Here is a 26,602-nt window from a genome sequence, read left to right on the forward strand (position 1 = left end):
TTTGGATCATACAGAAGAATCAATGGATCAACCAGTCGAAACGTCTCCAGCACCAGCTCCTCCTCCAGCACGGAAATATGCAGGGTTCTGGATGCGCTTTTGGGCGTATTTATTTGATATTCTCGTTATCGGTAGCTTATACCGCATTCTCATCTATCCGACATTCCGATGGCTGGACCTTCCGTTGACGGACGGAAGCATGTTTTCATTGAAAGCCATCCTGACCGCAATCATATTTTATGGGTACTTCCTGTTGATGACCCGTTTCTTCGGTCAGACATTAGGTAAAATGATTTTGGGAATTCAGGTGGTCACGCAGGATGTGGATGGAAAGTTGGCCTGGTCGACGCTTCTTTTCCGGGAGGTTGTCGGCAGATTCATTAGTAAGGTGTTCTTCATAGGGTATATCATCACTGCTTTTACAAGTGAAAAGAAAGCCTTGCATGATATTTTCGCAGATACGAGAGTCGTTCATATACGTAAATAGGTATTGTTATAGACCTGTCAGTACATAATGCTGATAGGTCTTTTTTATGTGATTTTTGCTGAAAGGTGGTCAGTCGGATGTATTGGGTCATCGGGATTCTATCGATTCTTGGTTTGATTATCGTTCTCCTCATGTTGAGCACTGTCCGGATTTCTATCATTTTTGTCCATGATCAGAATCGTGATGAGTGTAAAGTCCGACTGCACCTCTTACGTGGCATGTTCCACTATTCATGGGATATTCCTTTCAACGAAATGGAAATGGAGGATGACGGCTTGCATATGAAGTATCAAACGGATATGGAAGTCGGAGAACAAGATCACGAGAAAGAGAGAGAAGCCATCTTTCGAGTGGAATCCATTATGGAGCGTGCACAGGAGACGAAAGAGTTGATCGACTCGGTTTATCAAATGCACTGGATCATCCGTAGATTCTTGAAAAGGGTGCGAGTAGAAGAGTTTGAGTGGTACAGTTCTCTCGGGACCGGAGATGCAAGTTCAACCGGTATCTTTTCGGGAATGCTATGGACGATTAAGGGCAGTATTGTAGGGATGGTCAGTCACTTGATGAAAATGCTGAGTCCACCGAAAATCGAAATTCAGCCTTCCTTTCAGATGCCGATCGTCCAAACACATTTTCAATGCATAATATCATTCCGGGCTGGGCAAGCTATGCTCGCAGCATATCAGATCGCAAAAAATTGGAAGGGAAGGAAACAACATGTCAGAACATCCAATCCAGGGCTTGATGCAAACGGCAATGGAAAATATTAAAGAAATGATCGATGTGAATACGATCATTGGTGACCCGGTCGAAACCCCAGATGGCAGTGTGATTTTAACGGTTTCAAAGGTTGGTTTCGGGTTTGCAGCAGGTGGTAGCCAGTTCAATTCTATGTCGTCAGGTCACTCGAAAGGGAGTTCAGATGGAGATTCTCTCCCGTTCGGTGGAGGTAGTGGTGGCGGGGTTTCCATTACGCCGATTGCCTTTCTTATTGTAAACTCCTCTGGTGTGAAGACCATCCACCTGGATAACAGTACCCATTTATATGAACGATTATTGGATCTTGCACCGCAAGTCGTTGAGAAAATCCAGAAGATGATGAACAATGGACAAGGCTCAGGTAGTTCTAAGTCCAACAAAGATTCCCAAAGACATCAACAACCGGATCTGAGTCAGACGCAGCACCAATCAGAGCGACGTCAAAAACAAGATCTTGATTTCTAAAGAGAAGCTTCGAATGTCCGGAGTCCCAATCATGGGGGTTCCGGACATTTTTTATTTCTAATTTTTCACTTTTGTTAAATCTGACGTTTATGACTTGAAAGGAGAAAGTAGAACGTATACGATGAACTTGTACATAACCTTATAAAAGGAGTTGTTTAGTAATGGCAGCAGTAACTTTCAAAGAAAATCCAGTTACACTATTAGGAAACGAAGTAAACGTAGGGGATGCAGCTCCAGATTTCACTGTTTTAGCAAATGATATGTCAGAAGTAACGTTACAAGATACAAAGGGAAGCGTTCGTTTGATCAGCGTAGTGCCTTCTCTTGACACAGGTGTTTGTGATCAACAGACTCGTCGATTCAATGAAGAAGCTTCTAAGCTTGATAATGTGAACGTATTGACGATCAGCGTTGACTTGCCGATGGCTCAAAAGAGATGGTGTGCGGCAGCTGGTGTCGATAACGTCCAAACACTTTCTGACCACCGTGACCTTTCCTTTGGTAGAGCATATGGTGTTGCAATTGAAGAATTGCGCCTGTTGGCTCGTGCAGTGTTCGTCGTTGACTCCAATGATAAAGTCACGTACGTAGAGTATGTAAGCGAAGCAACGAACCATCCGGATTACGATGCAGCAATCGAAGCTGCAAAGTCTGCAGAGTAAACGGCAACTTTTTCATATTAGTACGAGAGAAGGTTAACCTACAACGGGGTTAGCCTTTTTCTTTTGAACAGAACACACTATTCTCATCATTCGAGGTGTTCTTCAAGATTTGGTACAATGGTTTCAGATGTATGATAGGAGGATTTAAGCATGCCTGATTTTCAAAAAATCGAATCATTTTATCGCTTGTTGCATGAAACAGCGACCATCCTTTCCGAAAAGGAGCAGGTGACTTATCTGGAAGGTTTGGTCCAGACAGGTGAAAACCTGGTACAAGGCGGCATTCCAGACCGTTTTGATGAACAAACAAAAAATGATCTACTTTATAAATATCAATCCCTTTCTCTGGACGACCTTTCCAAAGAGGAAATCCGTAAAGGTTATCAACTGGCTATCCTGAAAGGAATGCAGGATGGTGTACAATCCCATCACGCAATGACTCCTGACGCAGTAGCATTGTTTGTCGGGTATCTGGTCGAGAAGACGATGGGGAAAAAAGAACGCATCACCATGCTCGATCCGGCAATCGGAACGGGTAACCTTGTAGCTGCGATTCTGAACCAGATCAAAAAGCCTGTATTCAGCTACGGATCAGAAGTGGACGAAACACTGATCAAGCTTGCTTATGCAAACTTGAATGCACAGGAACACGACATTCAGCTGTATCATCAAGACAGTTTACGATCTCTGATGATTGATCCTGTGGATGTTGTCGTGACGGATCTACCGGTCGGTTATTATCCGGATGATGTAACGGCATCCCAATACAAATTGAAATCAGATTCTGGTCATTCTTATGCACATCATCTCATGATTGAACAAGCGCTCAACCATACGAAAGAGGGCGGGTTCCTGTTTTTCTTGATTCCGAACTTCTTGTTCACGAGTGACGAAGCGAAAAAGCTGAACAGCTTCCTGAAAGAAGAAGCGGTCATTCACGGAATGCTTCAGCTTCCGCTATCCATGTTCAAAAAAGAAGAGCAAGCGAAGAGCATCTTCTTTTTACAGAAAAAAGGAGAAGGTGTCACAGCTCCGAAAGAAGCGTTGATGGCAGAACTTCCAAGCTTCTCGGAACCGAAAGCCCTTCAAGGCATCATGGCGAAAATCGATCAGTGGTTTAAGACATCCTTTAATGGTTAACTTATAGAATGTGAAGAAGATATGATTTGTGAAAAAGAAATTCACTCCCGCGGAACGGGAGTGAATTTTACCAAGAAAACGGAAAATTTTTTCACAAGTACGTCACAATGAAATCGTATTCAAATCTGAAAATAAAGAATATGGCTCGAAAACGCTTTCCGTCCTTGCAGTTGACCGTAGTCTGGTGGTTTAATGATAGCAGGTTTTTGCGAAAATTGATCTTCAAACAACGAAGGAGTTGTATTTATATATGAATAAGGTACTGGCGATTAATGCCGGAAGTTCATCGCTTAAATTTCAACTATTGAAAATGCCTGAGGAAACCATCATCACCAAAGGGCTCGTCGAAAGGATCGGACTTGCGGACAGCGTCTTCGCGATTGAAGTGGAAGGCGAAAAAGTGAAAGAAGTGACAGACATCGAAGACCATGCGGTAGCGGTCAAGATGTTGTTGGATAAATTGACTGGTCATCACATCATCGAATCGTATGATGAAATTGAAGGAATCGGTCACCGTGTCGTCCACGGTGGAGAGAAATTCAACGACTCTGTACTGATTACAGATGAAGTCATCAAGGAAATTGAGGAAGTTTCTGACCTTGCACCGCTTCATAACCCTGCGAACATCGTGGGGATCCAAGCGTTCAAGGAAATCCTTCCTGATGTTCCGGCAGTAGCAGTGTTCGATACGGCATTCCACCAAACGATGCCTGAGCAATCGTTCTTATATAGCTTGCCATATGACTATTACAAAGAATTCGGTATTCGTAAGTACGGATTCCACGGGACAAGCCATAAGTATGTTTCCCAGCGTTGCGCAGAGCTACTTGGTCGCCCGATCGAGCAACTCCGTCTGATTTCTTGTCACCTCGGAAACGGTGCAAGTATCGCAGCAATCGAAGGCGGAAAGTCGATTGATACGTCAATGGGCTTCACACCGCTTGCTGGTGTAACGATGGGTACACGTTCAGGGAACATCGACCCAGCGTTGATTCCATATATCATGGAGAAGACCGGAAAAACAGCTGAAGAAGTCATGAACGTTTTAAACAAAGAAAGTGGACTTCTCGGTGTATCTGGATTTTCAAGCGACCTACGTGATATCGAACAACAAGCAGAAGAAGGTAACGAGCGTGCAGAGCTTGCCCTTGAAGTTTTTGCAGGTCGTATCCACAAGTATATCGGGTCTTACGCTTCCAAGATGCATGGAATCGATGCGATTGTGTTCACAGCAGGAATCGGTGAGAACAGCGACGTCATCCGCGAGCGTGTCATGAAAGGACTCGAGTTCATGGGCGTCTATTGGGACCCAGCACTAAACAAAGTACGTGGTAAAGAAGCATTCTTGAACTATCCTCATTCACCTGTAAAAGTGTTGATCATCCCGACGAATGAAGAAGTCATGATTGCCCGTGACACCGTGCGTTTAGCTCAATAAGTATATTTTGAAAATGAAGGAACTTCCGAAATCGGAAGTTCCTTTTTCTATCCTTCATTTTGATTAAATTCAATTTTCGAGGATAGAAAGAGCTACATTCTATCCCTTATTTTGAGTTTTTCTGATTTTCGGGGATAGAATGGTCATCCTAATAAAAAAGGGGCTAGGCGGAATGATTTATCAATCGGTCTTATATTAAGGACTTATCTGATATGGCTTCCTTTTGATATAATGGATGCAAAGTTACGGAGGTGCTTGCTATGCAATGGTCGAAAAACGAACAACAAGTATGGTCCACGATCCAAAAGTGGGAAGAAGAATACTTTACATATGTACCGACAGACTTCAGTCGAGCTTATGTGAAAACGTTCGATGAAGCACTCGCACGGGTGAATCCAACATTGAAAGAGCGTGCTCTACATACGATTGACAATCTCCTGTTTCACTTGCACTCCATCATTCTGAACACGCAGTTCCAACAGGATGCGAAACAGCGAATCATGCTTTCCGCACAGGCGATGAACGAAAACGTGGAAGTGTTTGAAGACATCAAGGACTGCCGGATTGAACAGCTTCGATACATAGCACAGCATCAGGTGGCGAAGCATCGGCTGCTTTCTTTTGCACAGGGAGGATTGAGTGGAGCAGGTGGACTGTTGTTTCTAGGAATCGACATCCCGGCTAGTATCGCAGCTCACCTCAGATCCATACAGGTGTTAGCCTTATCATACGGATACCCTATCAACCAGCCTTATGAAACGGTGCTTGCTTTACGTGTATTTCATGCTGCTACCCTTCCGAAAGAACATCAACATGAGGCATGGGATAAACTGATGAACGAAGTCATGCAGCAAGAAATGAATCCTTACTTGTTTGAAACGGAAGAAGTCGTTGCGGACCACAAATGGATGCGACACCTTGTCGGTCTTGTCGGAAAAGGGACGGTCTTGTTCATGTTAAGAAAGCGCTTGATTCAGGGCATTCCGGTGATGGGAATGGTTTATGGGGCTGCCGCCAACTATCAGCTCTCAAGACAAATTACAGACTTCGCCAACCACTTTTATCAGAAGCGTTGGTTATTAGAAAAGCAAGAAGGGTGAGCGAACATGAGTGTATCAGATCATAAACAGAGTGCGCCGGACCATGTGTCGGTCATGGTCGTGACGGTCAGTGATACGCGTACAGAGGAAACGGATAAAAGCGGGAAGCTGATCATGGGGGCTTTAGAAGAGAACGGTCATGTGATTTCTTCCTATTCGATTGTAAAAGATGAAGCGGATCTCATTCAGGATGCAGTCTTAAAAGCTGGTGAAGATCCTAGCACTGATGTGATCATTTTGAATGGCGGGACGGGCATCGCCAAGCGTGATGTGACAGTTGAAGCAGTAGCTGAACTTTTAGATAAAGAAATACCTGGGTTCGGAGAGATCTTCCGGATGCTCAGTTACACAGAAGACATCGGTTCAGCGGCGATCATGAGTCGCGCCATTGCAGGGGTTTACAAGGATACAGGTGTATTCTCGATTCCAGGATCAAGCGGAGCGGTGAAGCTCGCAATGAACAAGTTGATCCTGCCGGAAATCAACCACGTTGTCCGTGAAATCAAAAAGGATTGACCAGTGTGTAAAAACTGGCCAATCCTTTTCTTTTAGGCTTCTATCTGGTGGACAGGATTCAAACGTTTTTCCCGGAAGATGGAATATAGGATGGTCATGAACGGTGACAGCCACAAGAAGAACGCGAACACAACGTATTGCAGGACAGGAATGCCGAGGATTGTACTGCATAAGACAGCTAGCAGACTCCACGGGACGAGTCCGGCGTACACCATGGTCGAATCACTGACAATACGTGCGAGTTGCGGTGCACTGAAGTTTTTCGTCCAGTGGGGAAGCAACATCCTTCCGTTCAAGATGATTGGAAAGGATTGATTCGGCGAGATGAGCGATACGACAAGAGCCAGGGTAACTCCTTGCAAGGAATTGACCGTGAGCGAATGGTCGTTCGTAAGCAGCTTATTGATATAAGGTTGTACAATCTGATACCGTTCTAAAATTTCGCTGTAAATTCCGACCACACTGATGAAAATGATGAACGGAACCATGCTCCAGAAACCACCGATGTCATCGAAACCTGTTACGACCGCTGAGAGCCAGTCCATTATTGGAATACCTTTCAACAAAACGATGAGAAAGGCAGATCCGATACTGAGCATGAAAGAGTAACGAATTTTTATTCCGACGATCACAGCTATGAGCAATATAACGATTGGGATGAATACGATCCAATCGCTCATAATTGTGGAAAAAGAAACCTGGCTTTCATTAATTGCTTTCAAATTGATTGTGCTATCTAGCCATGCAAATAATCCGCTGCTGACGATGATTGTCAAGATTGCAGTCGGAATGATGGCTGCGAATTGCTTTTTCGTTTCCAGTTCAAGTGAGGTGGCGAGCAATTGAAACGCACTCGATAACGGTGAGGACCGATCCCCGACGAAAGCCCCTGATATGAGAGCTCCTGCAGTCCATTCCAACGGAACCCCTAACGCTTGCGCCGTCCCCATCAATGGCAATCCGATTACACTTAAACTTCCGACTGATGTGCCGAGTATGAGTGAGATGACCATCGTCATCAGGAACGACAACAACAAGAAGTGCTCCGGCTGGATGATGGACAATATAAAGGAAACCATCGTGGGTACGGTACCGATGATGGCCCACGATGGAAGCAGTACACCAATCAAGGAAAGCAACCAAATGATCTCCTTGTTTCTGTGGATTCCTTTTAAAGCGGTTTGTCCGGTGCTTTTTAGCGTTATGCCTTTTTGCATAAGCTTTCCAATCAGTAAAACAAACCCAGGCATGAAACCCAGCAACAATTGAAAATCAAAGGAAACGGCCATTAACAGCCCGGAAACTGTAATGACCACAAGGATAATCAGTTCTTTTGGTGAAAAAACGACTTTTTCTACGTTCATCATAATAGCCTCCGATTAAAACGTTCTATTGGTGACTTTTTTCTGTTACTTGGTTGTTCAATCGATACCATATCCAGAGGTCATTGATGATGGATGCCAGCTCGGCTATGTCAGAATTCAATTGGCACGATCTTTCGAAATCTTCTTCTATGTTCAATTGTTCTTGTTTTTCATTGATGTGGTGTTCCAATTCCTTAATGCGGTCTGGAATCTTACCTCTGATCGTTTCCCATTCCGATAAGATCGACTCTTGTGTTTGTACGGTATATTGGTTCCAGGACTCATTGAGAACAGGCAGTCTGATCCCGAGCCTCTCGTCCATTTGGAAAGAATAAGTCATCTTCAGTCCCCCTACTCAACCACATTGTACAGAAAATGGATGTGTTAGGCTATGGCTTTTATTTGAAGGTCGATTTGATTTTCGTCTTTTTTCGCAATATGAGGAGTGGTGAAGGTGCATACTAAAGCATGAGGTCGGATGTAAAAAGGAGGCATCACTCATGCAGAAACAGCCGAAAAGACCTGAGGCGTATCAATACGATGCGAATGGTGAATTTGAAGTGCAACAGCAGATCATGCAATCCTACCAGAGCGGGGTTGTCGATCAGTCTGTCGAGCAAAAAACGCCGAACAAAATGAATGAAGAAAATCAGTTGAGATAGAGCGGATAGAAGGGGATCAGCTTTCTCCATAGAGGAGAAAGCTTTCCGATTTTATATATGTTAGAATGAAAGCGGATACAATAATTTGTAGATGCTGTAGAATAACAGGATTTCTTGCGAATTTTTCTCTTTTTCTTTTTGACGTTTGGTGTTATCTTTAAATGGGCAGTCTCACGGACTGGAAGAAGATTTGTTGATTTAGGAGGTCGCAAACTATGCGAATTGGTGTACCAAGAGAGATTAAGAACAATGAAAATCGTGTTGCAATGACTCCGGCTGGGGTTGTCAACCTGATGTCATCTGGACATGAAGTTTATATTGAAAAGGATGCTGGACTTGGTTCAGGATTTACGAATGAACAATACCAAGAAGCTGGTGCTCTTATTGTAGATACAGCAGAAGAAGCTTGGAGCATGGAAATGGTCATGAAGGTGAAAGAACCTTTGAAAGAAGAGTACCAATATTTCCGTGAAGGGTTGATTCTCTTTACATATTTACACCTGGCTGCTGAGCCGGAATTGACGAAAGCACTTATTGAAAACAAAGTGGTCGGAATCGCTTATGAAACGGTACAACTTCCGAATCGAAGCTTACCACTACTGACACCAATGAGTGAAGTTGCAGGTCGTATGGCGACGCAAATCGGTGCTTCCTTCTTAGAAAAACCGCATGGCGGAATGGGTATCCTTCTTGGAGGAGTACCAGGCGTCAAACGTGGTAAGGTAACGGTCATCGGTGGAGGTGTCGCAGGTACGAATGCGGCCAAGATTGCAGTCGGTCTCGGTGCGAGTGTAACAGTAATCGACTTGAACCCTGAACGTCTCCGTCAATTGGACGACATCTTCGGTTCTGACATCAACACGTTGATGTCCAACCCATTGAACATCGCTGAGTCAGTTGTAGACTCTGACCTTGTCATCGGTGCCGTTTTGATCCCAGGAGCAAAAGCTCCGAAATTGGTGACAGAAGACATGATCAAAGAAATGCGTAAAGGTGCTGTTCTTGTTGATGTTGCCATCGATCAAGGTGGAATCTTCGAAACGACAGATCGCATCACAACGCACGACAACCCTACTTATGAAAAACATGGGGTCGTACATTATGCAGTTGCGAACATGCCAGGTGCTGTACCTCGTACATCAACGATCGCATTGACGAATGTGACGGTACCTTATGCATTGCAAATTGCAAACAAAGGCTATGTACAAGCATGTCAGGATAACGAAGCGCTACTTAAAGGAATCAACACGCTTGATGGTTATGTAACGTATGAAGCGGTATCCCAAGCGCATGGTTTAGAATATAATGACGTTCGTAAAATGCTTTCTTAATGGAAGGCTAGAAATTGAAAGGGCTGACCCAAAGCATCCTGAATCGTGATGCCGGGTCAGCCCTTCTTTCTCTTTTCTAAAAGATCGTTGCTTTAAGTCATTTTTAAAAACCACCCTGTGCAAGTTGATTGGAGAGCAAGGTGCGAGACTCCAGCGGGATCAGCGTGCCTACTACCTGAATAATCTCCTCGCAAGGCATGCGACGAGGAAGCTCGCATCGACAGGAATATCTTGTAGACGCAGGAGCACAAATGGCTCCCTTGAAAAGGAGGCTATTCACTTTTTATAAGTATCTTGGACTAAGACCCACCACGTCCTGTGGTGAACGTCGAAGCCAGCACATCCTGTGCAAGTGAGTGGGCTCACCGCACGCTCCGCGGAAAGCGAGCATCCTGGAGCGGAAATCAACCGCTCTTTAGAGCAACAAAGTTTGTGAAAAAAGTCTTCCTTTTCCAAAAAGCTGAGGGATATTTCGTTCAAATTTGGGTCAAAAAGGTATTGACTGTTCAACTCGGCTTTTTAAATCTCGAAAAAAACGGGTACAAGAATTGTGTGTTCATCTTTTTACTTGGAAGAAGGAATAGGAATCCATCAGGTAGAAGGATTAGAACAGATCTAACAACAAATATGGAAAGAGGAGAGATCATAATGAAAGTAACGTATTATGGACATTCGGTCGTCGCAATTGAAACAAATGGCAAGTCGATTTGGATTGACCCTTTTATCACGGGGAACGAGCAATGCCATATCACTGCGGATGAAGTGAAAGCCGACGTCATCCTGCTTACACATGGTCACAATGATCATGTCGGTGATACTGTCGATATTGCGAAAAGGAATGACTCTCTAGTCGTAGCACCATTTGAACTAGCGAATTATCTCGCAACAAAAGGAATTGAAACGCATCCGATGCACATCGGTGGTGCGTACGAATTTGAATTCGGAAAAGTGAAACTGACGCAAGCGTTCCATGGTTCCAGTTATGCGGAAGAAGACGGCTCTGTCGTCTACACAGGCATGCCTGCTGGACTTCTTTTCACTGCAGAAGACAAGACGGTCTACCACGCTGGGGACACGGCACTTTTCTCAGATATGAAGTTGATCGGTGAGCAGAATTACATCGATATCGCATTCTTGCCGATTGGTGATAATTTCACGATGGGACCTGAGGATGCTTCAATCGCAGCAAGCTGGTTGAAAGCGAACACTGTCGTTCCGGTCCACTATAATACGTTCCCGGTCATCGAACAGGACCCAGAAGCTTTTGTCAATGATTTGGAAGGTAAAAAGGGACGCGTATTGAAATCAGGAGAATCCATCGAACTTTAAAGGGACGTTCTTCTTTCTTTAGAGGTGGTTGCATAAAGTATGTAAAAAGGACTACCTCTACATGAAAGGAGACGATGTCATTGAAGAATCGTTTGCTATTATCTTTATTAGCTGGACTTGCTCTCGTGTATTTTGCAGTCCCGTATCTCCCTGAGATGGAGCCGGGCTTAAGTGGATGGTTTTCTGCGATCTGGCTCATCTTCGCCGTTTTAGTGATTGGCGGGAACCTGTCCGCATTGATGTTCCAGAGGTATACGCAATATGCACCGGAGCGTGCCCCGTCCAAACGGGTGCAAAAAGAGCGCAAGAGAGTAAGACAACATTGATGTAGTGTTGTACCCTTAGTATAATAGGAAAGACTTAGCCATGAGAAAGCTTGGTGAAAATATGGCAACGAAACACGAACAAATTCTAGATTACATCGAAACATTGGATATCGGTAGTAAAATATCCGTCAGGCAAATCGCAAAAGCTCTTTCCGTTAGTGAGGGTACAGCCTACCGTGCGATAAAGGATGCCGAAAACCAGGGCACTGTCAGCACGATTGAACGAGTCGGAACGATCCGAATCGAAAAGAAACGCAAAGATAACATTGAAAAACTCACCTATGCGGAGGTCGTCAACGTCGTAGACGGACAAGTGTTAGGTGGCAAACAAGGATTGCATAAAACGCTCAACAAGTTCGTCATCGGGGCGATGAAACTCGAGGCGATGATGCGTTATGTCGACCCGGACAGCCTTCTCATTGTCGGTAACCGGACGAAAGCTCATGCACTTGGTTTGAAAGCTGGTGCCGCTGTGTTGATTACCGGGGGCTTTGATACAGAAGACTCCGTCAAAAAGCTAGCCGATGAGTTGGAGCTTCCGGTCATTTCAACGAGCTACGATACGTTCACGGTTGCTGCTATGATCAACCGTGCCATTTATGATCAGCTGATCAAAAAAGAGATCGTCCTTGTCAGTGACATTACGACTTCGATTGAACATACCAACTATCTGATGAAAACGGACAAGGTTTCCAGATGGTATGAATTGAATGAAACAACGGGCCATAGCCGTTATCCTGTTGTGGATAAAATGATGCGTGTCGTCGGAGTGGTAACCGCTAAAGACATCATCGGAATCGATCACGATCTCATGATTGAAAAAGTGATGACCAAAAATCCGATTTCGGTGAAAGGGACGACGTCTGTCGCCAATGCTGCTCATATGATGATCTGGGAAGGAATTGAGTTACTTCCGGTCATTGATGCACAACAGACCTTGCATGGCATCATCAGCCGTCAGGATGTCCTGAAGGCGCTGCAAATGATACAGAAACAGCCGCAGGTTGGTGAAACGTTCGATGACCTGATCACGAGCCATGTGCAGGATATTGTAGAAGAGGATAATGAGGAATCCTATACATGTGAAATTACACCTCAGATGACCAGTTACCTTGGTACGTTGTCTTATGGTGTCATGACGACGCTCGTATCTGAGGTCGGCAGCCGTGCACTTCGAAAGCAGAAGAAGGGTGACCTCGTTGTCGAGAACATCACCCTCTACTTTTTGAAACCTGTACAGATTGATAGTAAAATTACGATCCGACCAAAAATATTGGAACTGAGCCGCCGATACGGGAAAGTGGATGTTGAAATTTATCATGAAGGGGATGTCGTAGGCAAAGCCCTCATGATGGCTCAGCTGATCGACAGACATATGTAATCCATGCAAAAAGGGGGCCGACACCATCGTGTCAGCCCCCAACATATGCTTTAGGATTTGGTTTGTTGCTCGTTTTCTTCAATCGCGAGCGGCAAGAAATACTTATACGCTTTATATCCCATAACGATATTCAAAATTCCTAGGACGAGGAAGACGCCTCCGATAATCAAATCGTATTTGGATTCGTTGATGAACAAACGGTTCAGACCATATGTACCGATGAAAGTGCCCAAAGCGATATTCGCTTTCGCTTTCGTCCAACGTTTTTCATATGGAGCTTTCAATCGCCACTCTTTAATTTTATAGAAAATATAAAGACTTAATGCAATTACAATTATGATGATGAATGCAGGCATGGTAATCCTCCAATTAGAATTGATGTCGACTACCATTGTATAGAAGTTCAACATAAAAATCCATATTTAGAAATGAACATTAGGTTACAGATAGAAGGAGTACAAGATGAAAGAACAAATTATTGAGAAGATCAAAGACTATGACAAGATCATCATCCATCGCCACGTCCGTCCTGATCCGGATGCACTCGGATCACAAGGTGGATTGGCAGAAATCCTGAAGGCGACTTTTCCAAAGAAGTCGATCTACGTCGTCGGAGAAGAAGAGCCTTCACTGACATTCATGAACCGGATGGACACAATTGAGGATGACGAATATAAAGGTGCACTGGTGATCATCTGTGATACAGCCAACGAGGCTCGAATCAGTGATACACGTTATTCTCTAGGGGATTTCATGATCAAGATCGATCACCATCCGAATGAAGATAAATACGGAGACATGATCTGGGTCGATACAGAAGCAAGCAGCGTCAGTGAAATGATTTATGAATTTTACCTTTATGGGAGAGACAATCATTCATTCAAACTGACGGATAAAGGAGCAGAGCTGTTATATACAGGGATTGTAGGAGATACAGGCAGATTCTTGTTCCCGAACGCGACTGAGAAAACGATGAAATTCGCTGGAGAATTACGCAATTATGATTTCGATCTGTCTGGCGTCTATAATGAGATGTACAAGGTTTCCTTGAACCTTGCACGCTTGAATGGGTATGTTTTATCCCATTTTCAATATGTAGATCCTGGAGTCGGATACATCTATCTGACAAAAGAAGTGATGGAGGAATTCAACACGACACCGAGCGAGTCTTCGCTGCTTGTCAACACGTTTTCCAATGTTGAAGGGTTGAAGACGTGGGTGTTTTTCGTAGAGGAACCAGACCAGATCCGTGTCCGATTGCGTTCTAAAGGTCCGATCGTCAATACGATTGCGGCGAAGTATAACGGCGGAGGCCATCCAATGGCATCCGGAGCGACGGTCCATACAATCAAGGAAACGGAACAGATCATCCAAGATCTAATCGAGGCTTGCAAAGAAACGACCTAAAAAAGTCCATAATAATAGCCCCGTATCCTTCCTGTCTGAAGGTCGGGGCTAACTTTTACTGCTGTTCTTGGGGTTTGGCTGGGATGAACCAAGATCCAATTTCAGTCACGTCCTCTACGAATTCAATGTTTAGTTCTTTTGCTTGTTTCTTAATCAATTCGGCAACTTCTTTTGATTCTGCGAAAGCAGAATATCCGCTCAACAACTTCTCAACCTTCGCCTTTGCCATTTCTTTTCGATTGATAATCATACACATTACCCCTTTACACTTTTAATCCTATTTCTATTGTATACGAAGTGCATGTACTTTGCGACTCTTATGCCTATTTGTCTCAGAATTGTCAAAAACCCGCATCTATTTGACTCTTTCCACATTCAAATATAAACGTAGGGTTGTATAAAGATGCATTTGATAGACTTTTACCTGGAATTTTTCATTTTCAATCAAGAATGTCTTGTTTTCTAATGTTTTGATTACAAGATCAGAATGCTTGGAAACAGATTCAATATCATCTGTAAGCAAATCATGTAATTCTGATTTGACTGACCTCTCTAATTCGTGGAACATCAGTCCTTTGATTTTTACTTTTTCCCTGTTTAAGAAGGTCACATCAATTTCCTGCACTTTTAAATTCTTTTCGATCTCCTTATTTTTTTCATCGTAATCTTCCCTATAGTGTTGAAACTTGTTATTCAAATCCTCATATCTCTGATCCCTTTTTTTGATTTCCATGATGTAATGGTTCTGCAATCCTCCAAAACTTAATAAAAAGAAAAACCAACCGATTAAAGTGCCTATGATGATCCCCGCAAAAAAACGTTGATACCCCTTTCGTCGATGTAAAGGAGGTATCCTCATTATTCTGTCTCCTGAGTAATCCAATTGATGACAGATTCGCCAGTATTAGCTCCTATTAGCGCTGCAATAATATAGATACATTGATTGATTACCTCCAAAGTCGTTCCGTTGAACAATCCTCTCTCGAAATTATTGATTGTATCAAAAGTACCACCGATTGCTGCTACAATTGCCCATATCTTCAAGCTTCTAGATAACGCATTCATGGACTCGAATGGGGGTTTGCCCATCAGAGTCATGCCAATGGCGCCAATTACTGAACCACCAACTATAATGCCGAAAGCTACGAAAAAATTGATTATATTTGTAGCAACGAAATCGCGGACCATAAATCATTCCACCTTTTAATGGGATCACTCATAACTATAAATATGGACAGCCATCTTCAAGTATGCTTGATTTATTGTTGTCCTTGTCTTGTATATAATGGGGATAAGATGTTTAAAGAAGGGAGTGACAGCTGATGGGCTACGTCCATTTGAACGTACATAGCGAATTTTCTTTATTGGAGAGTGCGTGCCGTATCGAGCGTTTGACAGATAAGGCGAAAGAAGAAGGAATGCAGTCACTCGCAATCACCGACCGGAACGTCATGTATGGGATCATCCCTTTTTATAAATCATGTCAGGCCAAAGGGATTAAACCGATTCTCGGATTAGATATAGATATCCAATCTAAACAAGACACAGCCCCTGTGCGGTTGCTCTTATATGCAATGAACCATCAAGGCTACCAAAATCTGATTGAAATCAGTTCCAAACTCCAAGCGGATGAACGGAATTCGCAACATGCCTTGGATTTCAATGATTTACATAAGTATTGTGAAGGTTTGTTGGCTGTTTCTTCTGGAGTGGAAGGTATCATCCAAAGAACCTTGCTTAGTGGAAAAGATCAGCACAACAAGCTGATTGATTATATGAAAAATCTTTTCGAAGGTAACTTTTATCTTGGTCTTGAAGATCACGGACTTGGGAAGGAAAAGGAACTGAACCTTACGCTAGTCCAATTATCGAAGGAGACGGACGTCCCGCTCGTTGTAACGAACAACATCCATTACATAGATCAGAACGACTCAAAGGCTTATGAAGCGTTGCGCGCTATCAAGCTCGGTAAGAAGTTGAATGAAGAAGACGAAGGCCGGTTCCAGACGGATGAGCATTACTTCAAAACAGCTGGTGAAATGAAAGAGTTGTTCTCCCATACCCCTGAAGCGTTAGAAAATACGGGAAAAATCGCAGACAAATGTAATGTTGAGCTTACATTCGGGAACCCCATTCTACCCGCTTATCCACTACCGGAAGGCGAATCGAGCAAAACGTATTTGCATAAAGTTTGTCAAACTGGTGTTGAAAAAAGATACGGCCAAGCCCCTTCTCAAGAGGTACAGGAGCGTTTGGAGTATGAACTAGATATTATCGACCGTATGGGATTCAATGATTACTTTCTGATCGTTTGGGACTTTATGAAGCATGCGCAAGAAAACGGCATCATGACTGGCCCAGGGCGAGGATCCGCAGCTGGATCTCTTGTATCCTACGTCCTGTTCATCACACAGGTCGATCCGATTGAACATGAGCTCTTATTTGAGCGTTTCTTGAATCCAGAGCGTGTAACCATGCCCGATATCGATATCGATTTTCCGGATACGAAGCGTGACGATGTGATTGAATATGTTGCGCAGAAATATGGAAAAGATCGTGTCGCGCAGATCATTACGTTTGGTACACTCGCCGCGCGTGCGGCTGTGAGGGACGTGGGACGGGTGCTTAGCCTGGACAACCAGCTGGTCGACCGGGTGGCGAAACAAATTCCGTCTAGACCTGGAATCACGCTCGATAAAGCGCTGGAAGAATCCCCGCTTTTGAAAAAGACCCTTGATCAATCGGAGGACGCACAACATCTATGGAGGATTTCCAAAACGATCGAAGGCATTCCACGTCATGCTTCCACGCATGCGGCTGGAATCGTCATCAGTAAGGATCCGCTGACGAATGTTGTGCCGACCCAATCAGGCGGAGAATTTTTATCACTGACTCAATATACGATGGATGGACTAGAGGACATCGGTCTTTTGAAAATGGACTTCCTCGGTCTCCGAAATTTGACCTTGCTTGAGAACATTACGGCATCGATTGAAGCTCAGACTGGAAAGCAGATCCCGCTACATATGTTGCCATTTGACGATGGAAAAACGTACGAATTGCTCAGCGAAGGAGATACGACGGGGATTTTCCAGTTGGAGTCTGAAGGTATGCGACGCGTGTTGAAAAAACTGAAGCCAAGTGAATTCGAAGACATCGTCGCCGTTAATGCTCTTTACCGACCAGGTCCGATGGAAAACATACCTGTTTATATTGAAAGGAAGCATCAACAGAATACGGTTGCTTATCCGCATCCAGACTTGAAGCCGATTTTACAAAAAACATATGGCGTCATCGTTTACCAGGAGCAGATCATGCAGATCGCTTCGAAGATGGCAGGATTTTCGTTAGGGGAAGCGGATATGCTCAGAAGGGCTGTCGGGAAGAAGAAAGCGGAAGTTTTACATGAGCAGCGGGAACATTTCGTGAGTGGAGCCGTACAGAAAGGGTATGATACTGCTTCCGCAGATGAAGTATATGACTTGATCGTCCGCTTCGCCAATTACGGTTTTAACCGATCCCACGCTGTAGCCTATAGTGTAATCGCTTATCAGCTTGCCTATTTGAAAGCGAACTATCCACTTTATTTCCTGGCTGAATTACTGAGTAGCATTGTGGGGAATCATGGTAAGACAGCAGCCTACTTAGGTGAGATCCGTCAGAAAGGTATATTCATCCATCCCCCTTCCATCAACGATAGTGCCGCAGGGTTCACGGTTGAAGACGAAGGACTACGGATCGGCCTGATGGTCATCAAAAACGTTGGAATTCGTGCGATTGAAGCGATTTTGATAGAAAGGAAGAAAGGTCGCTTCAAGAACCTGTATGACTTATGCAGAAGAGTTTCCTTGAAAACGATGAACAAACGGTCATTGGAATCGCTGATCTTAGCAGGGTGCCTGGATGAATTTACAACCAATCGGGCACAGTTGCTTGCGAATCTTGACGCCGCAATCGATTATGGTGCAAAGATTCAAAAAGCAGAGGCGGAAGGACAGATTGATTTATTCCAAGATGAAGAGACAGTGGAGAGCCCAGTGATGGAAGATGTACCACCATTCCAGGATAAAGAGACGCTCCAATTCGAATATGAAGCCCTAGGTTTCTATCTGACTGGACACCCGCTTGAGCAATTCAGCGAGGCGCTACAAGGGTTCAGTTGCACTAGAATTGGAGAAATTGAAGGAGAAACGAAACGGATTCGTATCGGTGCGATGGTGACGAAAGCGAAGCTGATCAAAACAAAAAAAGGAGACTGGATGGCGTTTCTTCAATTGGGAGATGAAACTGGAGAATTGGAAGGTATCGTCTTTCCAAAAGCCTACAAACAACAACCAGAATTATATCAGGAAGGAAGTCTCCTATTATTAGAGGGCAATGTAGAAAAGTCTGACGATGTGAAGTTCATCGTAGAAAAAGCGGCCAGCCTACAGACAGTCACTAGTAACCAAAGCAATCAGAAACGGGATCTATATTTGAAGATTGAAGCTTCACAGCAAGATAAGGGTGTGCTGCATCAAATCAAGAACATCGTACTCGATTACCCAGGTACGACAGATGTCATCTTGTACTATGAACAGAGCAAAAAAATTGTCCGTCTATCCGAGGAATTCAGCATTGACCCCGTCAAAGAATGTGTTGTAAAGTTTGAATCGTTACTCGGCTCAAAAAATGTCGTGTTAAAATAAACCGCTAAATCTTTACAGGTGAATGAGGTTTGTTATAATGTATAAGTCAATAGGTGGTCAGACCACCTCGTTTGTCCATTTTGTACAAGCAGACTATTTCATTCACATATATAAAAGAATGAGGGAGATGAACGTATGTCTGTTTCTAGAGAAGAAGCACTACACATGCATAGGATCAATCAAGGAAAACTAGAATCGAAAGCGAAGGTTCCTGTACGGAATGCACAGGACTTAAGCTTGGCATATTCGCCAGGAGTCGCAGAACCTTGTAAGGAAATCTATGAAGATAAGAACAGAGTATACGAATATACGATGAAAGGGAATACAGTCGCAGTCGTATCTGATGGCACGGCTGTACTCGGGCTTGGAAATATCGGCCCAGAAGCTGCTTTACCTGTAATGGAAGGAAAAGCGGTCCTTTTCAAAAGCTTCGCAGGAGTCGATGCTTTTCCAATCTGCTTGAATACGACGGATGTTGATGAAATCGTCCAATCTGTCAAACTGATGGAACCGACTTTCGGCGGTGTGAATCTTGAAGATATCGCAGCACCGAACTGTTTCATCATTGAAGAACGCTTGAAGAAAGAGACAAACATCCCAATTTTCCATGATGACCAACACGGAACGGCGATCGTTACGGTCGCAGGACTAGTCAATGCGCTCAAGTTGACTGGAAAGTCTATGTCATCGATCAAAGTGGTCGTCAATGGAGCAGGTTCTGCTGGTATTGCCATCATCAAGCTATTGAACCGTTTCGGTGTGAAAGACATCATCATGTGTGACTCGAAAGGTGCCATTTATGAAGGTCGTCCTTACGGTATGAACCGTGTAAAAGAAGAAGTCTCACACTTCACGAACCGTCAACAAGTGGAAGGAAAGCTTGAAGAAGCGGTTAAAGGAATGGATGTCTTTATCGGAGTATCAGTTGAAGGTGCTCTCACTCAAGAGATGGTCCAAACGATGAATGATGACCCGATCATTTTCGCAATGGCCAATCCTGTGCCAGAAATCATGCCAGGAGAAGCGAAAGAAGCAGGTGCGAAAGTCATCGGTACGGGTCGTTCAGACTTTGCGAACCAGGTAAATAACGTCCTTGCGTTCCCTGGAATTTTCCGTGGTGCGCTCGATACACGTGCAACCCACATTAACGAAGAAATGAAGATTGCTGCGGTTTATGCGATTGCGGACTTGATCGACGAAGACGAGCTATCCGAAGATTATGTCATACCAGCTCCATTCGATCCTAGAGTAGCGCCAGCCGTTGCAGCTTCAGTAGCAAAGGCCGCGATGGAAACGGGTGTAGCAAGAATCAATGTGGATCCTGAGGAAATCGCAGAAAAAACGCGTCGACTTTCATTGATTGAAGAAGAATAAGCCTCTTAAAAGTAGGTGGCGTATGAAATGACAACTAAACCTCGCGAAAAAATGTTCGTGGAGATTTTAAATAAGCTAAAAGCCATCATTCAAAAAGACCGACTCCAGCCTGGAGATAAGCTCCCTTCTGAACGGGAGCTTTCCGAGCGTTTGAATGTTGGAAGGTCTTCTGTGCGTGAAGCGTTGAGGGCTATGGAACTGTTGGGTCTGATTGAAACACGCCGAGGCGAAGGCACATTCATCAAAGAAGCTCGTAATCATCGCCTAGTGGAAGTGCTCGCATCTTTTATCCTGAATGATGGACTGGTCAAGAAAGAGTTGACTGAAACGAGGCAGATGATTGAAAAGAACGCAGTCTTATTAGCTTCAGAACGCCGGACAGAAGCCCAAATGGATCGGCTGGAGGACTTTCTTTACCAAATGGAAAAGAACGACCAAACCGGCATTGATTCCGTAGTGGACCGGGATTTTTTCCGGATTGTCCTGGATGCAGCTCATAATTCCCTACTCAAACGTCTATGGGTGGAATTGACCGAATACGATCAATTCAATGAGGATGAAGTAACATATTTGTTATCAGACTATCGTCAAATCTTTACACTGATTAAAGAAAGAGCGTCAACAGAGACACTTTCATCTTTAAGTCGGTATCAGAATTCGTATCAATAGTCACTAGCGATTTATGGAGGTGCAACAACTTGTTAAAGGATTTGTTTGCCAAGAAAAGAAAATATGCAACGATACCTTCTGATCGGATGAAACAAGAGGTTCCAGAAGGGCTCATGACCAAGTGTCCTGAATGTAAATCGATCATGACCACAAAGGAACTCAATAAAGCACATAAAGTATGTGTTTCGTGCGATCATCATTTCAGAATGACAGCGCAAGAACGAATTCAACTCATCATCGATCAAGGTACGTTCCGTGAAATCAATCAAGATATGAAAACGGAAAACCCACTTGATTTTCCAGATTACCTAGATCGTATTGATAAGGACCGTGAAAAAACAGGAATGAATGAAGCGGTCATGACTGGTCACGGTGAAGTTGAAGGAAATCCGATCGTATTTGCTGTTATGGATGCACATTTCCGAATGGGAAGCATGGGATCGGTCGTAGGTGAAAAAATCACTCGAGCGATTGAAGCAGCAACGGAAGAAGGGAAGCCGTTCATTATCTTCACAGCGTCCGGCGGAGCTCGTATGCAGGAAGGTATTCTAAGCTTGATGCAGATGGCGAAAACAAGTGTTGCGCTCCGACGTCATCATGAGGCTGGTTTGTTGTTCATATCTGTCATGACTCATCCTACAACAGGTGGCGTATCAGCGAGCTTTGCATCTGTAGGTGACTACAATTTCGCAGAACCGAAAGCATTGATCGGATTTGCAGGTCGCCGTATCATCGAACAGACGATTCGCCAAGAACTACCAGAAGACTTCCAAACGGCGGAGTTCTTGCTGAAGCACGGACAACTGGATGCAGTGGTCCATCGTAAGAAAATGAAAGCTACATTAGCGAACGTATTGGATATTCATAAAGGAGGTGAAGCGTAATGGTAGGAGATTTAGAGTTTGAACGCCCGGCAAAAGAATTGAGAGATAAGATTGCTGAACTGAAGTCCTTCATGGATGAGAAAGGGATCGACCTGAGTGATGAAGTGGAACGTTTAGAAGAACGTTTGGCGAAGGTCGAAAAGGAAGTATACGGAAAGATGACCCCATGGGATCGTGTTCAAGTCGCACGTCATCCGGAAAGACCGACGACTCTAGATTACATTTCCATGCTCTTCACTGACTTTCTTGAGTTGCACGGTGACCGTCTATATGGTGATGATGAGGCGATTGTCGGAGGGATTGCAAAGTTCCACGGCAAACCCGTAACCGTAATCGGACACCAAAGAGGGAAGGATACGAAAGAAAACCTTCGAAGAAACTTCGGGATGCCACATCCGGAAGGGTATAGAAAAGCCTTACGCTTAATGAAGCAAGCAGAGAAATTCAACCGTCCTGTTGTTTGCTTGCTTGACACGAAAGGTGCTTACCCTGGAATGTCAGCTGAAGAGCGGGGACAAAGTGAAGCAATCGCTCGGAACCTAGTTGAAATGGCTGGATTGACGGTTCCTCTCGTATGCATCATCATCGGAGAAGGAGCGAGTGGTGGAGCACTTGCGATCGGTGTTGGAAACCATGTCCATATGCTTGAAAATTCATGGTACTCTGTCATCTCCCCTGAAGGAGCTGCTGCTTTATTGTGGAAAGATTCCGGTCAAGCAAAACGTGCAGCGGACACAATGAAAATCACTGCACCGGACCTGAACGAGATGGGTATCATCGACAAAATGATTCCAGAAGTTGAAGGCGGAGCCCACCGAGACGTGAAAAAACAGGCTGAATATATCGAGGAAGCTTTGCAAAAATCCCTTGATGAACTCTGTAAATTGAGTGAAGAAGAGCTTGTGGCACACCGTTATGAAAAATACAAAAAAATCGGACAATATACATTTGAAACCGATTCCATTGGCGTCAAATAAAGAAAGTGCTTTTCCAGAAGTGGAAAAGCACTTTTTCTGTGGAATGTTTGTCTATTGTGTTGTATTTTGGAACATGATATTTTAAGAACACAACTATCGTACGAGGTGAAAGAGATGAAGCGGATTGGTGTTTTGACAAGTGGTGGAGACAGTCCTGGTATGAACGCAGCAGTCAGGGCTGTGGTTCGTGAAGCCATTTACCAGGGTATGGAAGTGTATGGTATCTACCATGGATATACAGGTTTGATTGAAGGACAAATCAAAAAGATGGAGCTTGGTTCCGTCGGAGATATCATCCATCGTGGTGGAACGATGCTTTACTCTGCCCGCTGTGAGGAATTCAAAACCCATGAGGGACAGATGAAAGGTGTCAAACAGCTCGAGAAATTCGGCATTGAAGGATTGGTCGTCATCGGAGGCGATGGTTCTTATCGTGGAGCTCAGAAATTGACTGAGCACGGATTCCCGACGATTACATTGCCTGGAACAATCGATAACGATATTCCTGGTACGGATTTCACGATCGGTTTTGACACGGCATTGAACACGGCGATTGATGCGATTGATAAAATCCGTGATACCGCAACATCTCATGAACGCACGTATGTCATTGAGGTCATGGGACGTAATGCAGGTGATATCGCTCTATGGTCTGGTCTTGCTGGCGGAGCAGAATCGATTCTCATTCCGGAAGAAGACTTCAAGATGGAAGACATCACGGATCGTTTGCTTCGTGGACAAGAACGTGGTAAAAAACATAGTATCATCGTCGTTGCAGAAGGAGTTGGCAGCGGTGTTGATATCGCCAACCAGATTGAAGAAGCTACGGACTTCGAAACGCGAGTCACTGTTCTAGGTCATATCCAACGGGGAGGTTCCCCTACTGCATTTGACCGTGTATTGGCTAGCCGTCTCGGAGCGAAAGCGGTACAGTTGCTGTTAGCTGGAGATGCAGGAAAAGCTGTAGGTATTCAGAGTAACAAGCTTGTGGCACATGACATCAATGAAGTCCTGGCTCAACCACACAAGATCGACAACGACATGTATAAGCTGTCACAAGAGCTTTCTATTTAAAATGATATTGTTTTTTATTTTTAGCAAGCACATTTAACATGTATGAATTACAACAGGATGCCATGTCGTATTCATCGCAATTGTAGTACGGCATGGATTCATAATGTCCATAATTTTTAGGAAAGATAGATACATTGAGTTTATAGGAGGAAAACAATGAGAAATACCAAGATTGTTTGTACAATAGGACCTGCGAGTGAGAGTGTCGACACTCTGACGCAGTTGATTGAATCTGGCTTGAATGTCGCACGTTTGAACTTCTCTCACGGAGACTTCGACGAGCATGGAGCACGTATCGCGAATATCCGTGAAGCTGCTCAAAAAACAGGAAAGACTGTGGCAATCCTTTTGGATACGAAAGGTCCTGAAATCCGTACGGGTACATTGGAAAAAGGGGAAGTTGAACTCAAATCTGGACAAGAGCTTACTGTTTCCATGGAAGAAGTGATGGGGAACGAATCCATGATTTCCGTTACGTATCCTGGACTCGTGAATGACGTCCACGTCGGATCCACAATCCTTTTGGATGACGGACTGATTGAACTTGAAGTGACGAAGGTTGAATCAAATCAACTTCAAACTCGTGTGCTGAACAGTGGAACTTTGAAAAACAAAAAAGGAGTCAATGTGCCGAACGTATCTGTCAACTTACCAGGGATTACAGACAAAGACGCGCGTGACATCGAGTTTGGTATTCAGCAAGGTGTTGATTTCATTGCAGCCTCTTTCGTACGTAGAGCATCTGACGTTTTAGAAATCCGTGAGATCCTAGAGCGTCATAATGCTGAGCACATCCACATCATTCCGAAGATCGAAAACCAGGAAGGTGTCGACAACATCAATGAGATCCTTGAAGTTTCAGATGGACTGATGGTTGCACGTGGAGACCTCGGTGTGGAAATTCCTGCTGAAGAGGTTCCTCTTGTACAAAAAGAATTGATCCGCAAATGTAATGACAAAGGAAAGCCGGTTATCACTGCGACACAGATGTTGGACTCTATGCAACGCAACCCACGTCCTACACGTGCAGAAGCAAGTGATGTAGCCAACGCTATTTTTGACGGCACAGATGCCATCATGCTTTCAGGTGAAACAGCTGCTGGACTTTATCCTGTAGAAGCTGTGCAAACCATGCACAAAATTGCATTGAAAGCTGAAACGGCTATGAACCATGCGGATATCCTTCATGCACGCAGTAAGTCTAGTAAATTGACGGTTACAGATGCGATCAGCCAATCCGTTTCTCATACAGCTCATAACTTGAATATCTCGGCAATTATTGCACCGACGGAAAGTGGACATACCGCTCGCATGATTTCAAAATATCGTCCAGAAGCAGCAATCATTGCAGTAACAAGCTCTGAGGCTGTTTGCAGAAGAATGTCTCTTGTCTGGGGTGTCACGCCTCAATTGAGCCAGGAAGCGAAGTCTACGGATGAATTGCTCGACATCTCAGTTGACGCATCCTTGAAATCAGGTCTTGTGAACCACGGTGATCTCGTGTTGATTACAGCTGGTGTCCCTGTTGGGGAAACTGGAACGACGAACTTGATGAAAGTCCATGTCGTTGGCGATGTCATTGCGAAGGGCCAAGGAATCGGACAAAGCTCTGTTGCTGGTAAAGTCGTTGTTGCGAACAATGCGGAAGACGCGATTGCGAAAGTTAAAGAAGGAGACATCCTCGTTACAATCGGAACAGACCGTGATATGATGCCGGCATTGAAAAAAGCTTCTGCCATCATCACTGAGGAAGGCGGACTGACAAGCCATGCAGCTGTTGTAGGCTTAAGCCTTGGTGTACCAGTGATTGTCGGTGTTGAACGTGCGACACAACTTCTGAAAGATGGAGAAGACATTACAGTGGACGGCTCCCGCGGTGTCGTTTATAGTGGAAAGACAAGCGTATTGTAATTCGTAGATGTAAAGCTGGTCTGGAGGAACGAAGCTATGTTTCGTATTTTATTATTGCTACTCATCATCATACCTGCCGCAGAAATCGGGATTCTGATTTGGTCCGGATCGACGTTTGGTATTCCCGTTACGATTTTGTTGATTATCGCTACAGGGATCATCGGTGCATGGTTAGCAAGAAGAGAAGGTATGGAAACATTGAAACTTGCGCAGATCCAATTACGGAGTGCGCAAGTTCCGAGCGACGTCCTCTTAGATGGCGTATGCATTCTGGTCGGGGGAACATTGTTGCTTACACCAGGGTTCATCACCGATACAGTCGGTTTCCTGTTGTTGATTCCTTACACGCGTTCAATCTTTAAAATCGGAATGCGCCGTTTCATCCAAAAGAAAATCGACTCAGGACAATTTACATTTACAATCCGAAGATAAATAGGATGAAAGCTGGCCCGCCACCCATGATGCATGGGATGAACGGCCAGCTTTTTCTTTTGTGAAGAGTAGATATTGGGGACACAAATCTTTCTTTGTGTCCTCCATTTTGGGATTATAGAGATTTGGAGGACACTAAAAAGCTCTTAGTGTCCTCCATTTTGGGTTTATAGCAATTTGAAAGACAGTAAACGGCCCTTTGTGTCCTCCATTATGGAATTTC

28 protein-coding genes are annotated in these 26,602 nt (G+C 44.2%); 22 read left to right on the plus strand and 6 right to left on the minus strand.

Features of this window, described 5'->3' with window-relative positions; all coding sequences use genetic code 11:
- Position 1: 1 nt before the first annotated feature.
- The 8 genes from ACXQIQ_RS17930 (at position 2) to ACXQIQ_RS17965 (ending at position 6,570) form a co-directional block, all read left to right on the plus strand.
- A complete protein-coding gene (locus ACXQIQ_RS17930) occupies positions 2-487 on the plus strand; it encodes an RDD family protein (RefSeq protein ID WP_439301021.1) in 486 nt (161 codons plus the stop codon).
- 77 nt (positions 488-564) lie between these two features.
- Entirely contained in the window at positions 565-1,260 is a 696-nt protein-coding gene (locus ACXQIQ_RS17935) for a DUF2953 domain-containing protein (protein ID WP_439301020.1), read from the plus strand.
- Positions 1,208-1,714 carry a GerW family sporulation protein gene (gene ytfJ, locus ACXQIQ_RS17940; RefSeq protein WP_439301019.1) on the plus strand — a complete coding sequence of 169 codons (507 nt, stop codon included), beginning with the start codon at positions 1,208-1,210 and terminating at the stop codon, positions 1,712-1,714. Before ACXQIQ_RS17935 ends, ytfJ begins: the two co-directional genes overlap by 53 nt.
- Positions 1,715-1,875: 161 nt before the next feature.
- A complete protein-coding gene (gene tpx / locus ACXQIQ_RS17945; RefSeq protein ID WP_439301018.1) occupies positions 1,876-2,376 on the plus strand; it encodes a thiol peroxidase in 501 nt (166 codons plus the stop codon).
- 150 nt (positions 2,377-2,526) lie between these two features.
- Positions 2,527-3,516, plus strand: coding sequence for a class I SAM-dependent methyltransferase (locus ACXQIQ_RS17950; RefSeq protein WP_439301017.1), 990 nt, complete (start codon positions 2,527-2,529; stop codon positions 3,514-3,516).
- Between the two features lie 250 nt (positions 3,517-3,766).
- Positions 3,767-4,954 carry an acetate kinase gene (locus ACXQIQ_RS17955; RefSeq protein ID WP_439301016.1) on the plus strand — a complete coding sequence of 396 codons (1,188 nt, stop codon included), beginning with the start codon at positions 3,767-3,769 and terminating at the stop codon, positions 4,952-4,954.
- Between the two features lie 260 nt (positions 4,955-5,214).
- Positions 5,215-6,054, plus strand: coding sequence for an EcsC family protein (locus tag ACXQIQ_RS17960; RefSeq protein ID WP_439301015.1), 840 nt, complete (start codon positions 5,215-5,217; stop codon positions 6,052-6,054).
- Positions 6,055-6,060: 6 nt separating this feature from the next.
- Positions 6,061-6,570 (plus strand): MogA/MoaB family molybdenum cofactor biosynthesis protein, encoded by a 510-nt coding sequence (locus ACXQIQ_RS17965; RefSeq protein ID WP_439301014.1) that lies wholly within the window; start codon positions 6,061-6,063, stop codon positions 6,568-6,570.
- Positions 6,571-6,602: 32 nt separating this feature from the next.
- On the opposite strand, the gene ACXQIQ_RS17970 is transcribed toward ACXQIQ_RS17965, so the two are convergent.
- Together ACXQIQ_RS17970 and ACXQIQ_RS17975 are read right to left on the minus strand one after the other, a co-directional pair.
- The gene (locus ACXQIQ_RS17970) at positions 6,603-7,937 is read right to left on the minus strand and encodes a Na+/H+ antiporter NhaC family protein (protein ID WP_439301013.1); all 1,335 of its coding nucleotides are present in this window, start codon (positions 7,935-7,937) and stop codon (positions 6,603-6,605) included.
- 22 nt (positions 7,938-7,959) lie between these two features.
- Complete coding sequence (locus ACXQIQ_RS17975) at positions 7,960-8,274, minus strand: hypothetical protein (protein WP_439301012.1); 315 nt, start codon at positions 8,272-8,274, stop codon at positions 7,960-7,962.
- A gap of 160 nt (positions 8,275-8,434) precedes the next feature.
- On the opposite strand from ACXQIQ_RS17975, the gene ACXQIQ_RS17980 reads away from it, so the two are divergent.
- The 5 genes from ACXQIQ_RS17980 to ACXQIQ_RS18000 all read left to right on the plus strand — a co-directional run bounded on the left by ACXQIQ_RS17980 (position 8,435) and on the right by ACXQIQ_RS18000 (position 12,963).
- Positions 8,435-8,596 (plus strand): hypothetical protein, encoded by a 162-nt coding sequence (locus ACXQIQ_RS17980; RefSeq protein ID WP_439301011.1) that lies wholly within the window; start codon positions 8,435-8,437, stop codon positions 8,594-8,596.
- 215 nt (positions 8,597-8,811) lie between these two features.
- Entirely contained in the window at positions 8,812-9,927 is a 1,116-nt protein-coding gene (ald, locus tag ACXQIQ_RS17985; protein WP_439301010.1) for an alanine dehydrogenase, read from the plus strand.
- Positions 9,928-10,575: 648 nt separating this feature from the next.
- Positions 10,576-11,256, plus strand: coding sequence for a metal-dependent hydrolase (locus ACXQIQ_RS17990; RefSeq protein ID WP_439301009.1), 681 nt, complete (start codon positions 10,576-10,578; stop codon positions 11,254-11,256).
- A gap of 80 nt (positions 11,257-11,336) precedes the next feature.
- Positions 11,337-11,582 carry a hypothetical protein gene (locus ACXQIQ_RS17995; RefSeq protein WP_439301008.1) on the plus strand — a complete coding sequence of 82 codons (246 nt, stop codon included), beginning with the start codon at positions 11,337-11,339 and terminating at the stop codon, positions 11,580-11,582.
- A gap of 61 nt (positions 11,583-11,643) precedes the next feature.
- Positions 11,644-12,963: a DRTGG domain-containing protein gene (locus tag ACXQIQ_RS18000; protein ID WP_439301982.1), complete on the plus strand. Its 1,320-nt coding sequence runs from the start codon at positions 11,644-11,646 to the stop codon at positions 12,961-12,963.
- 50 nt (positions 12,964-13,013) lie between these two features.
- Here ACXQIQ_RS18000 and ACXQIQ_RS18005 read toward each other — a convergent pair whose 3' ends face one another.
- Positions 13,014-13,319, minus strand: a complete 306-nt coding sequence (locus ACXQIQ_RS18005; RefSeq protein ID WP_439301007.1) for a YtpI family protein — start codon at positions 13,317-13,319, stop codon at positions 13,014-13,016.
- A 106-nt stretch (positions 13,320-13,425) separates the two neighbouring features.
- On the opposite strand from ACXQIQ_RS18005, the gene ACXQIQ_RS18010 reads away from it, so the two are divergent.
- Positions 13,426-14,370 carry a DHH family phosphoesterase gene (locus tag ACXQIQ_RS18010; RefSeq protein ID WP_439301006.1) on the plus strand — a complete coding sequence of 315 codons (945 nt, stop codon included), beginning with the start codon at positions 13,426-13,428 and terminating at the stop codon, positions 14,368-14,370.
- Between the two features lie 55 nt (positions 14,371-14,425).
- Here ACXQIQ_RS18010 and ACXQIQ_RS18015 read toward each other — a convergent pair whose 3' ends face one another.
- From ACXQIQ_RS18015 to ACXQIQ_RS18025, 3 genes are all read right to left on the minus strand, one after another.
- Entirely contained in the window at positions 14,426-14,620 is a 195-nt protein-coding gene (locus tag ACXQIQ_RS18015) for a hypothetical protein (RefSeq protein WP_439301005.1), read from the minus strand.
- Positions 14,621-14,725: 105 nt separating this feature from the next.
- On the minus strand, positions 14,726-15,229 hold the full coding sequence (ytrI, locus tag ACXQIQ_RS18020; RefSeq protein WP_439301004.1) for a sporulation membrane protein YtrI: 504 nt from the start codon (positions 15,227-15,229) through the stop codon (positions 14,726-14,728).
- Positions 15,229-15,558: a YtrH family sporulation protein gene (locus ACXQIQ_RS18025; protein ID WP_439301003.1), complete on the minus strand. Its 330-nt coding sequence runs from the start codon at positions 15,556-15,558 to the stop codon at positions 15,229-15,231. Before ACXQIQ_RS18025 ends, ytrI begins: the two co-directional genes overlap by 1 nt.
- A gap of 134 nt (positions 15,559-15,692) precedes the next feature.
- On the opposite strand from ACXQIQ_RS18025, the gene ACXQIQ_RS18030 reads away from it, so the two are divergent.
- The 8 genes from ACXQIQ_RS18030 (at position 15,693) to ACXQIQ_RS18065 (ending at position 26,379) form a co-directional block, all read left to right on the plus strand.
- Positions 15,693-19,058 (plus strand): DNA polymerase III subunit alpha, encoded by a 3,366-nt coding sequence (locus tag ACXQIQ_RS18030; RefSeq protein ID WP_439301002.1) that lies wholly within the window; start codon positions 15,693-15,695, stop codon positions 19,056-19,058.
- Positions 19,059-19,193: 135 nt separating this feature from the next.
- Positions 19,194-20,432: an NAD(P)-dependent malic enzyme gene (locus tag ACXQIQ_RS18035; RefSeq protein WP_439301001.1), complete on the plus strand. Its 1,239-nt coding sequence runs from the start codon at positions 19,194-19,196 to the stop codon at positions 20,430-20,432.
- Positions 20,433-20,459: 27 nt separating this feature from the next.
- The gene (locus ACXQIQ_RS18040) at positions 20,460-21,101 is read left to right on the plus strand and encodes a FadR/GntR family transcriptional regulator (RefSeq protein WP_439301000.1); all 642 of its coding nucleotides are present in this window, start codon (positions 20,460-20,462) and stop codon (positions 21,099-21,101) included.
- Positions 21,102-21,130: 29 nt separating this feature from the next.
- Entirely contained in the window at positions 21,131-21,985 is an 855-nt protein-coding gene (gene accD / locus ACXQIQ_RS18045) for an acetyl-CoA carboxylase, carboxyltransferase subunit beta (RefSeq protein WP_439300999.1), read from the plus strand.
- A complete protein-coding gene (gene accA / locus ACXQIQ_RS18050; protein WP_439300998.1) occupies positions 21,985-22,962 on the plus strand; it encodes an acetyl-CoA carboxylase carboxyl transferase subunit alpha in 978 nt (325 codons plus the stop codon). Before accD ends, accA begins: the two co-directional genes overlap by 1 nt.
- A gap of 114 nt (positions 22,963-23,076) precedes the next feature.
- A complete protein-coding gene (pfkA, locus tag ACXQIQ_RS18055) occupies positions 23,077-24,036 on the plus strand; it encodes a 6-phosphofructokinase (RefSeq protein ID WP_439300997.1) in 960 nt (319 codons plus the stop codon).
- A 156-nt stretch (positions 24,037-24,192) separates the two neighbouring features.
- Positions 24,193-25,947, plus strand: a complete 1,755-nt coding sequence (gene pyk / locus ACXQIQ_RS18060; protein ID WP_439300996.1) for a pyruvate kinase — start codon at positions 24,193-24,195, stop codon at positions 25,945-25,947.
- Between the two features lie 36 nt (positions 25,948-25,983).
- A complete protein-coding gene (locus ACXQIQ_RS18065; RefSeq protein ID WP_439300995.1) occupies positions 25,984-26,379 on the plus strand; it encodes an FxsA family protein in 396 nt (131 codons plus the stop codon).
- Positions 26,380-26,602 lie beyond the last annotated feature (223 nt).

It is taken from the genome of Pseudalkalibacillus sp. Hm43 (genome assembly GCF_054170705.1).

Bases quoted from the DNA above. Each gene is read 5' to 3' on its own strand.
- ACXQIQ_RS17935 (WP_439301020.1), top strand. From the start codon at position 565: ATGTATTGGGTCATCGGGATTCTATCGATTCTTGGTTTGATTATCGTT.
- ytfJ (WP_439301019.1), top strand. From the start codon at position 1,208: ATGTCAGAACATCCAATCCAGGGCTTGATGCAAACGGCAATGGAAAAT.
- tpx (WP_439301018.1), top strand. From the start codon at position 1,876: ATGGCAGCAGTAACTTTCAAAGAAAATCCAGTTACACTATTAGGAAAC.
- ACXQIQ_RS17950 (WP_439301017.1), top strand. From the start codon at position 2,527: ATGCCTGATTTTCAAAAAATCGAATCATTTTATCGCTTGTTGCATGAA.
- ACXQIQ_RS17955 (WP_439301016.1), top strand. From the start codon at position 3,767: ATGAATAAGGTACTGGCGATTAATGCCGGAAGTTCATCGCTTAAATTT.
- ACXQIQ_RS17960 (WP_439301015.1), top strand. From the start codon at position 5,215: ATGCAATGGTCGAAAAACGAACAACAAGTATGGTCCACGATCCAAAAG.
- ACXQIQ_RS17965 (WP_439301014.1), top strand. From the start codon at position 6,061: ATGAGTGTATCAGATCATAAACAGAGTGCGCCGGACCATGTGTCGGTC.
- ACXQIQ_RS17970 (WP_439301013.1), bottom strand. From the start codon at position 7,937: ATGATGAACGTAGAAAAAGTCGTTTTTTCACCAAAAGAACTGATTATC.
- ACXQIQ_RS17975 (WP_439301012.1), bottom strand. From the start codon at position 8,274: ATGACTTATTCTTTCCAAATGGACGAGAGGCTCGGGATCAGACTGCCT.
- ACXQIQ_RS17980 (WP_439301011.1), top strand. From the start codon at position 8,435: ATGCAGAAACAGCCGAAAAGACCTGAGGCGTATCAATACGATGCGAAT.
- ald (WP_439301010.1), top strand. From the start codon at position 8,812: ATGCGAATTGGTGTACCAAGAGAGATTAAGAACAATGAAAATCGTGTT.
- ACXQIQ_RS17990 (WP_439301009.1), top strand. From the start codon at position 10,576: ATGAAAGTAACGTATTATGGACATTCGGTCGTCGCAATTGAAACAAAT.
- ACXQIQ_RS18000 (WP_439301982.1), top strand. From the start codon at position 11,644: ATGGCAACGAAACACGAACAAATTCTAGATTACATCGAAACATTGGAT.
- ACXQIQ_RS18005 (WP_439301007.1), bottom strand. From the start codon at position 13,319: ATGCCTGCATTCATCATCATAATTGTAATTGCATTAAGTCTTTATATT.
- ACXQIQ_RS18010 (WP_439301006.1), top strand. From the start codon at position 13,426: ATGAAAGAACAAATTATTGAGAAGATCAAAGACTATGACAAGATCATC.
- ACXQIQ_RS18015 (WP_439301005.1), bottom strand. From the start codon at position 14,620: ATGATTATCAATCGAAAAGAAATGGCAAAGGCGAAGGTTGAGAAGTTG.
- ytrI (WP_439301004.1), bottom strand. From the start codon at position 15,229: ATGAGGATACCTCCTTTACATCGACGAAAGGGGTATCAACGTTTTTTT.
- ACXQIQ_RS18025 (WP_439301003.1), bottom strand. From the start codon at position 15,558: ATGGTCCGCGATTTCGTTGCTACAAATATAATCAATTTTTTCGTAGCT.
- ACXQIQ_RS18030 (WP_439301002.1), top strand. From the start codon at position 15,693: ATGGGCTACGTCCATTTGAACGTACATAGCGAATTTTCTTTATTGGAG.
- ACXQIQ_RS18035 (WP_439301001.1), top strand. From the start codon at position 19,194: ATGTCTGTTTCTAGAGAAGAAGCACTACACATGCATAGGATCAATCAA.
- ACXQIQ_RS18040 (WP_439301000.1), top strand. From the start codon at position 20,460: ATGACAACTAAACCTCGCGAAAAAATGTTCGTGGAGATTTTAAATAAG.
- accA (WP_439300998.1), top strand. From the start codon at position 21,985: ATGGTAGGAGATTTAGAGTTTGAACGCCCGGCAAAAGAATTGAGAGAT.
- pfkA (WP_439300997.1), top strand. From the start codon at position 23,077: ATGAAGCGGATTGGTGTTTTGACAAGTGGTGGAGACAGTCCTGGTATG.
- pyk (WP_439300996.1), top strand. From the start codon at position 24,193: ATGAGAAATACCAAGATTGTTTGTACAATAGGACCTGCGAGTGAGAGT.
- ACXQIQ_RS18065 (WP_439300995.1), top strand. From the start codon at position 25,984: ATGTTTCGTATTTTATTATTGCTACTCATCATCATACCTGCCGCAGAA.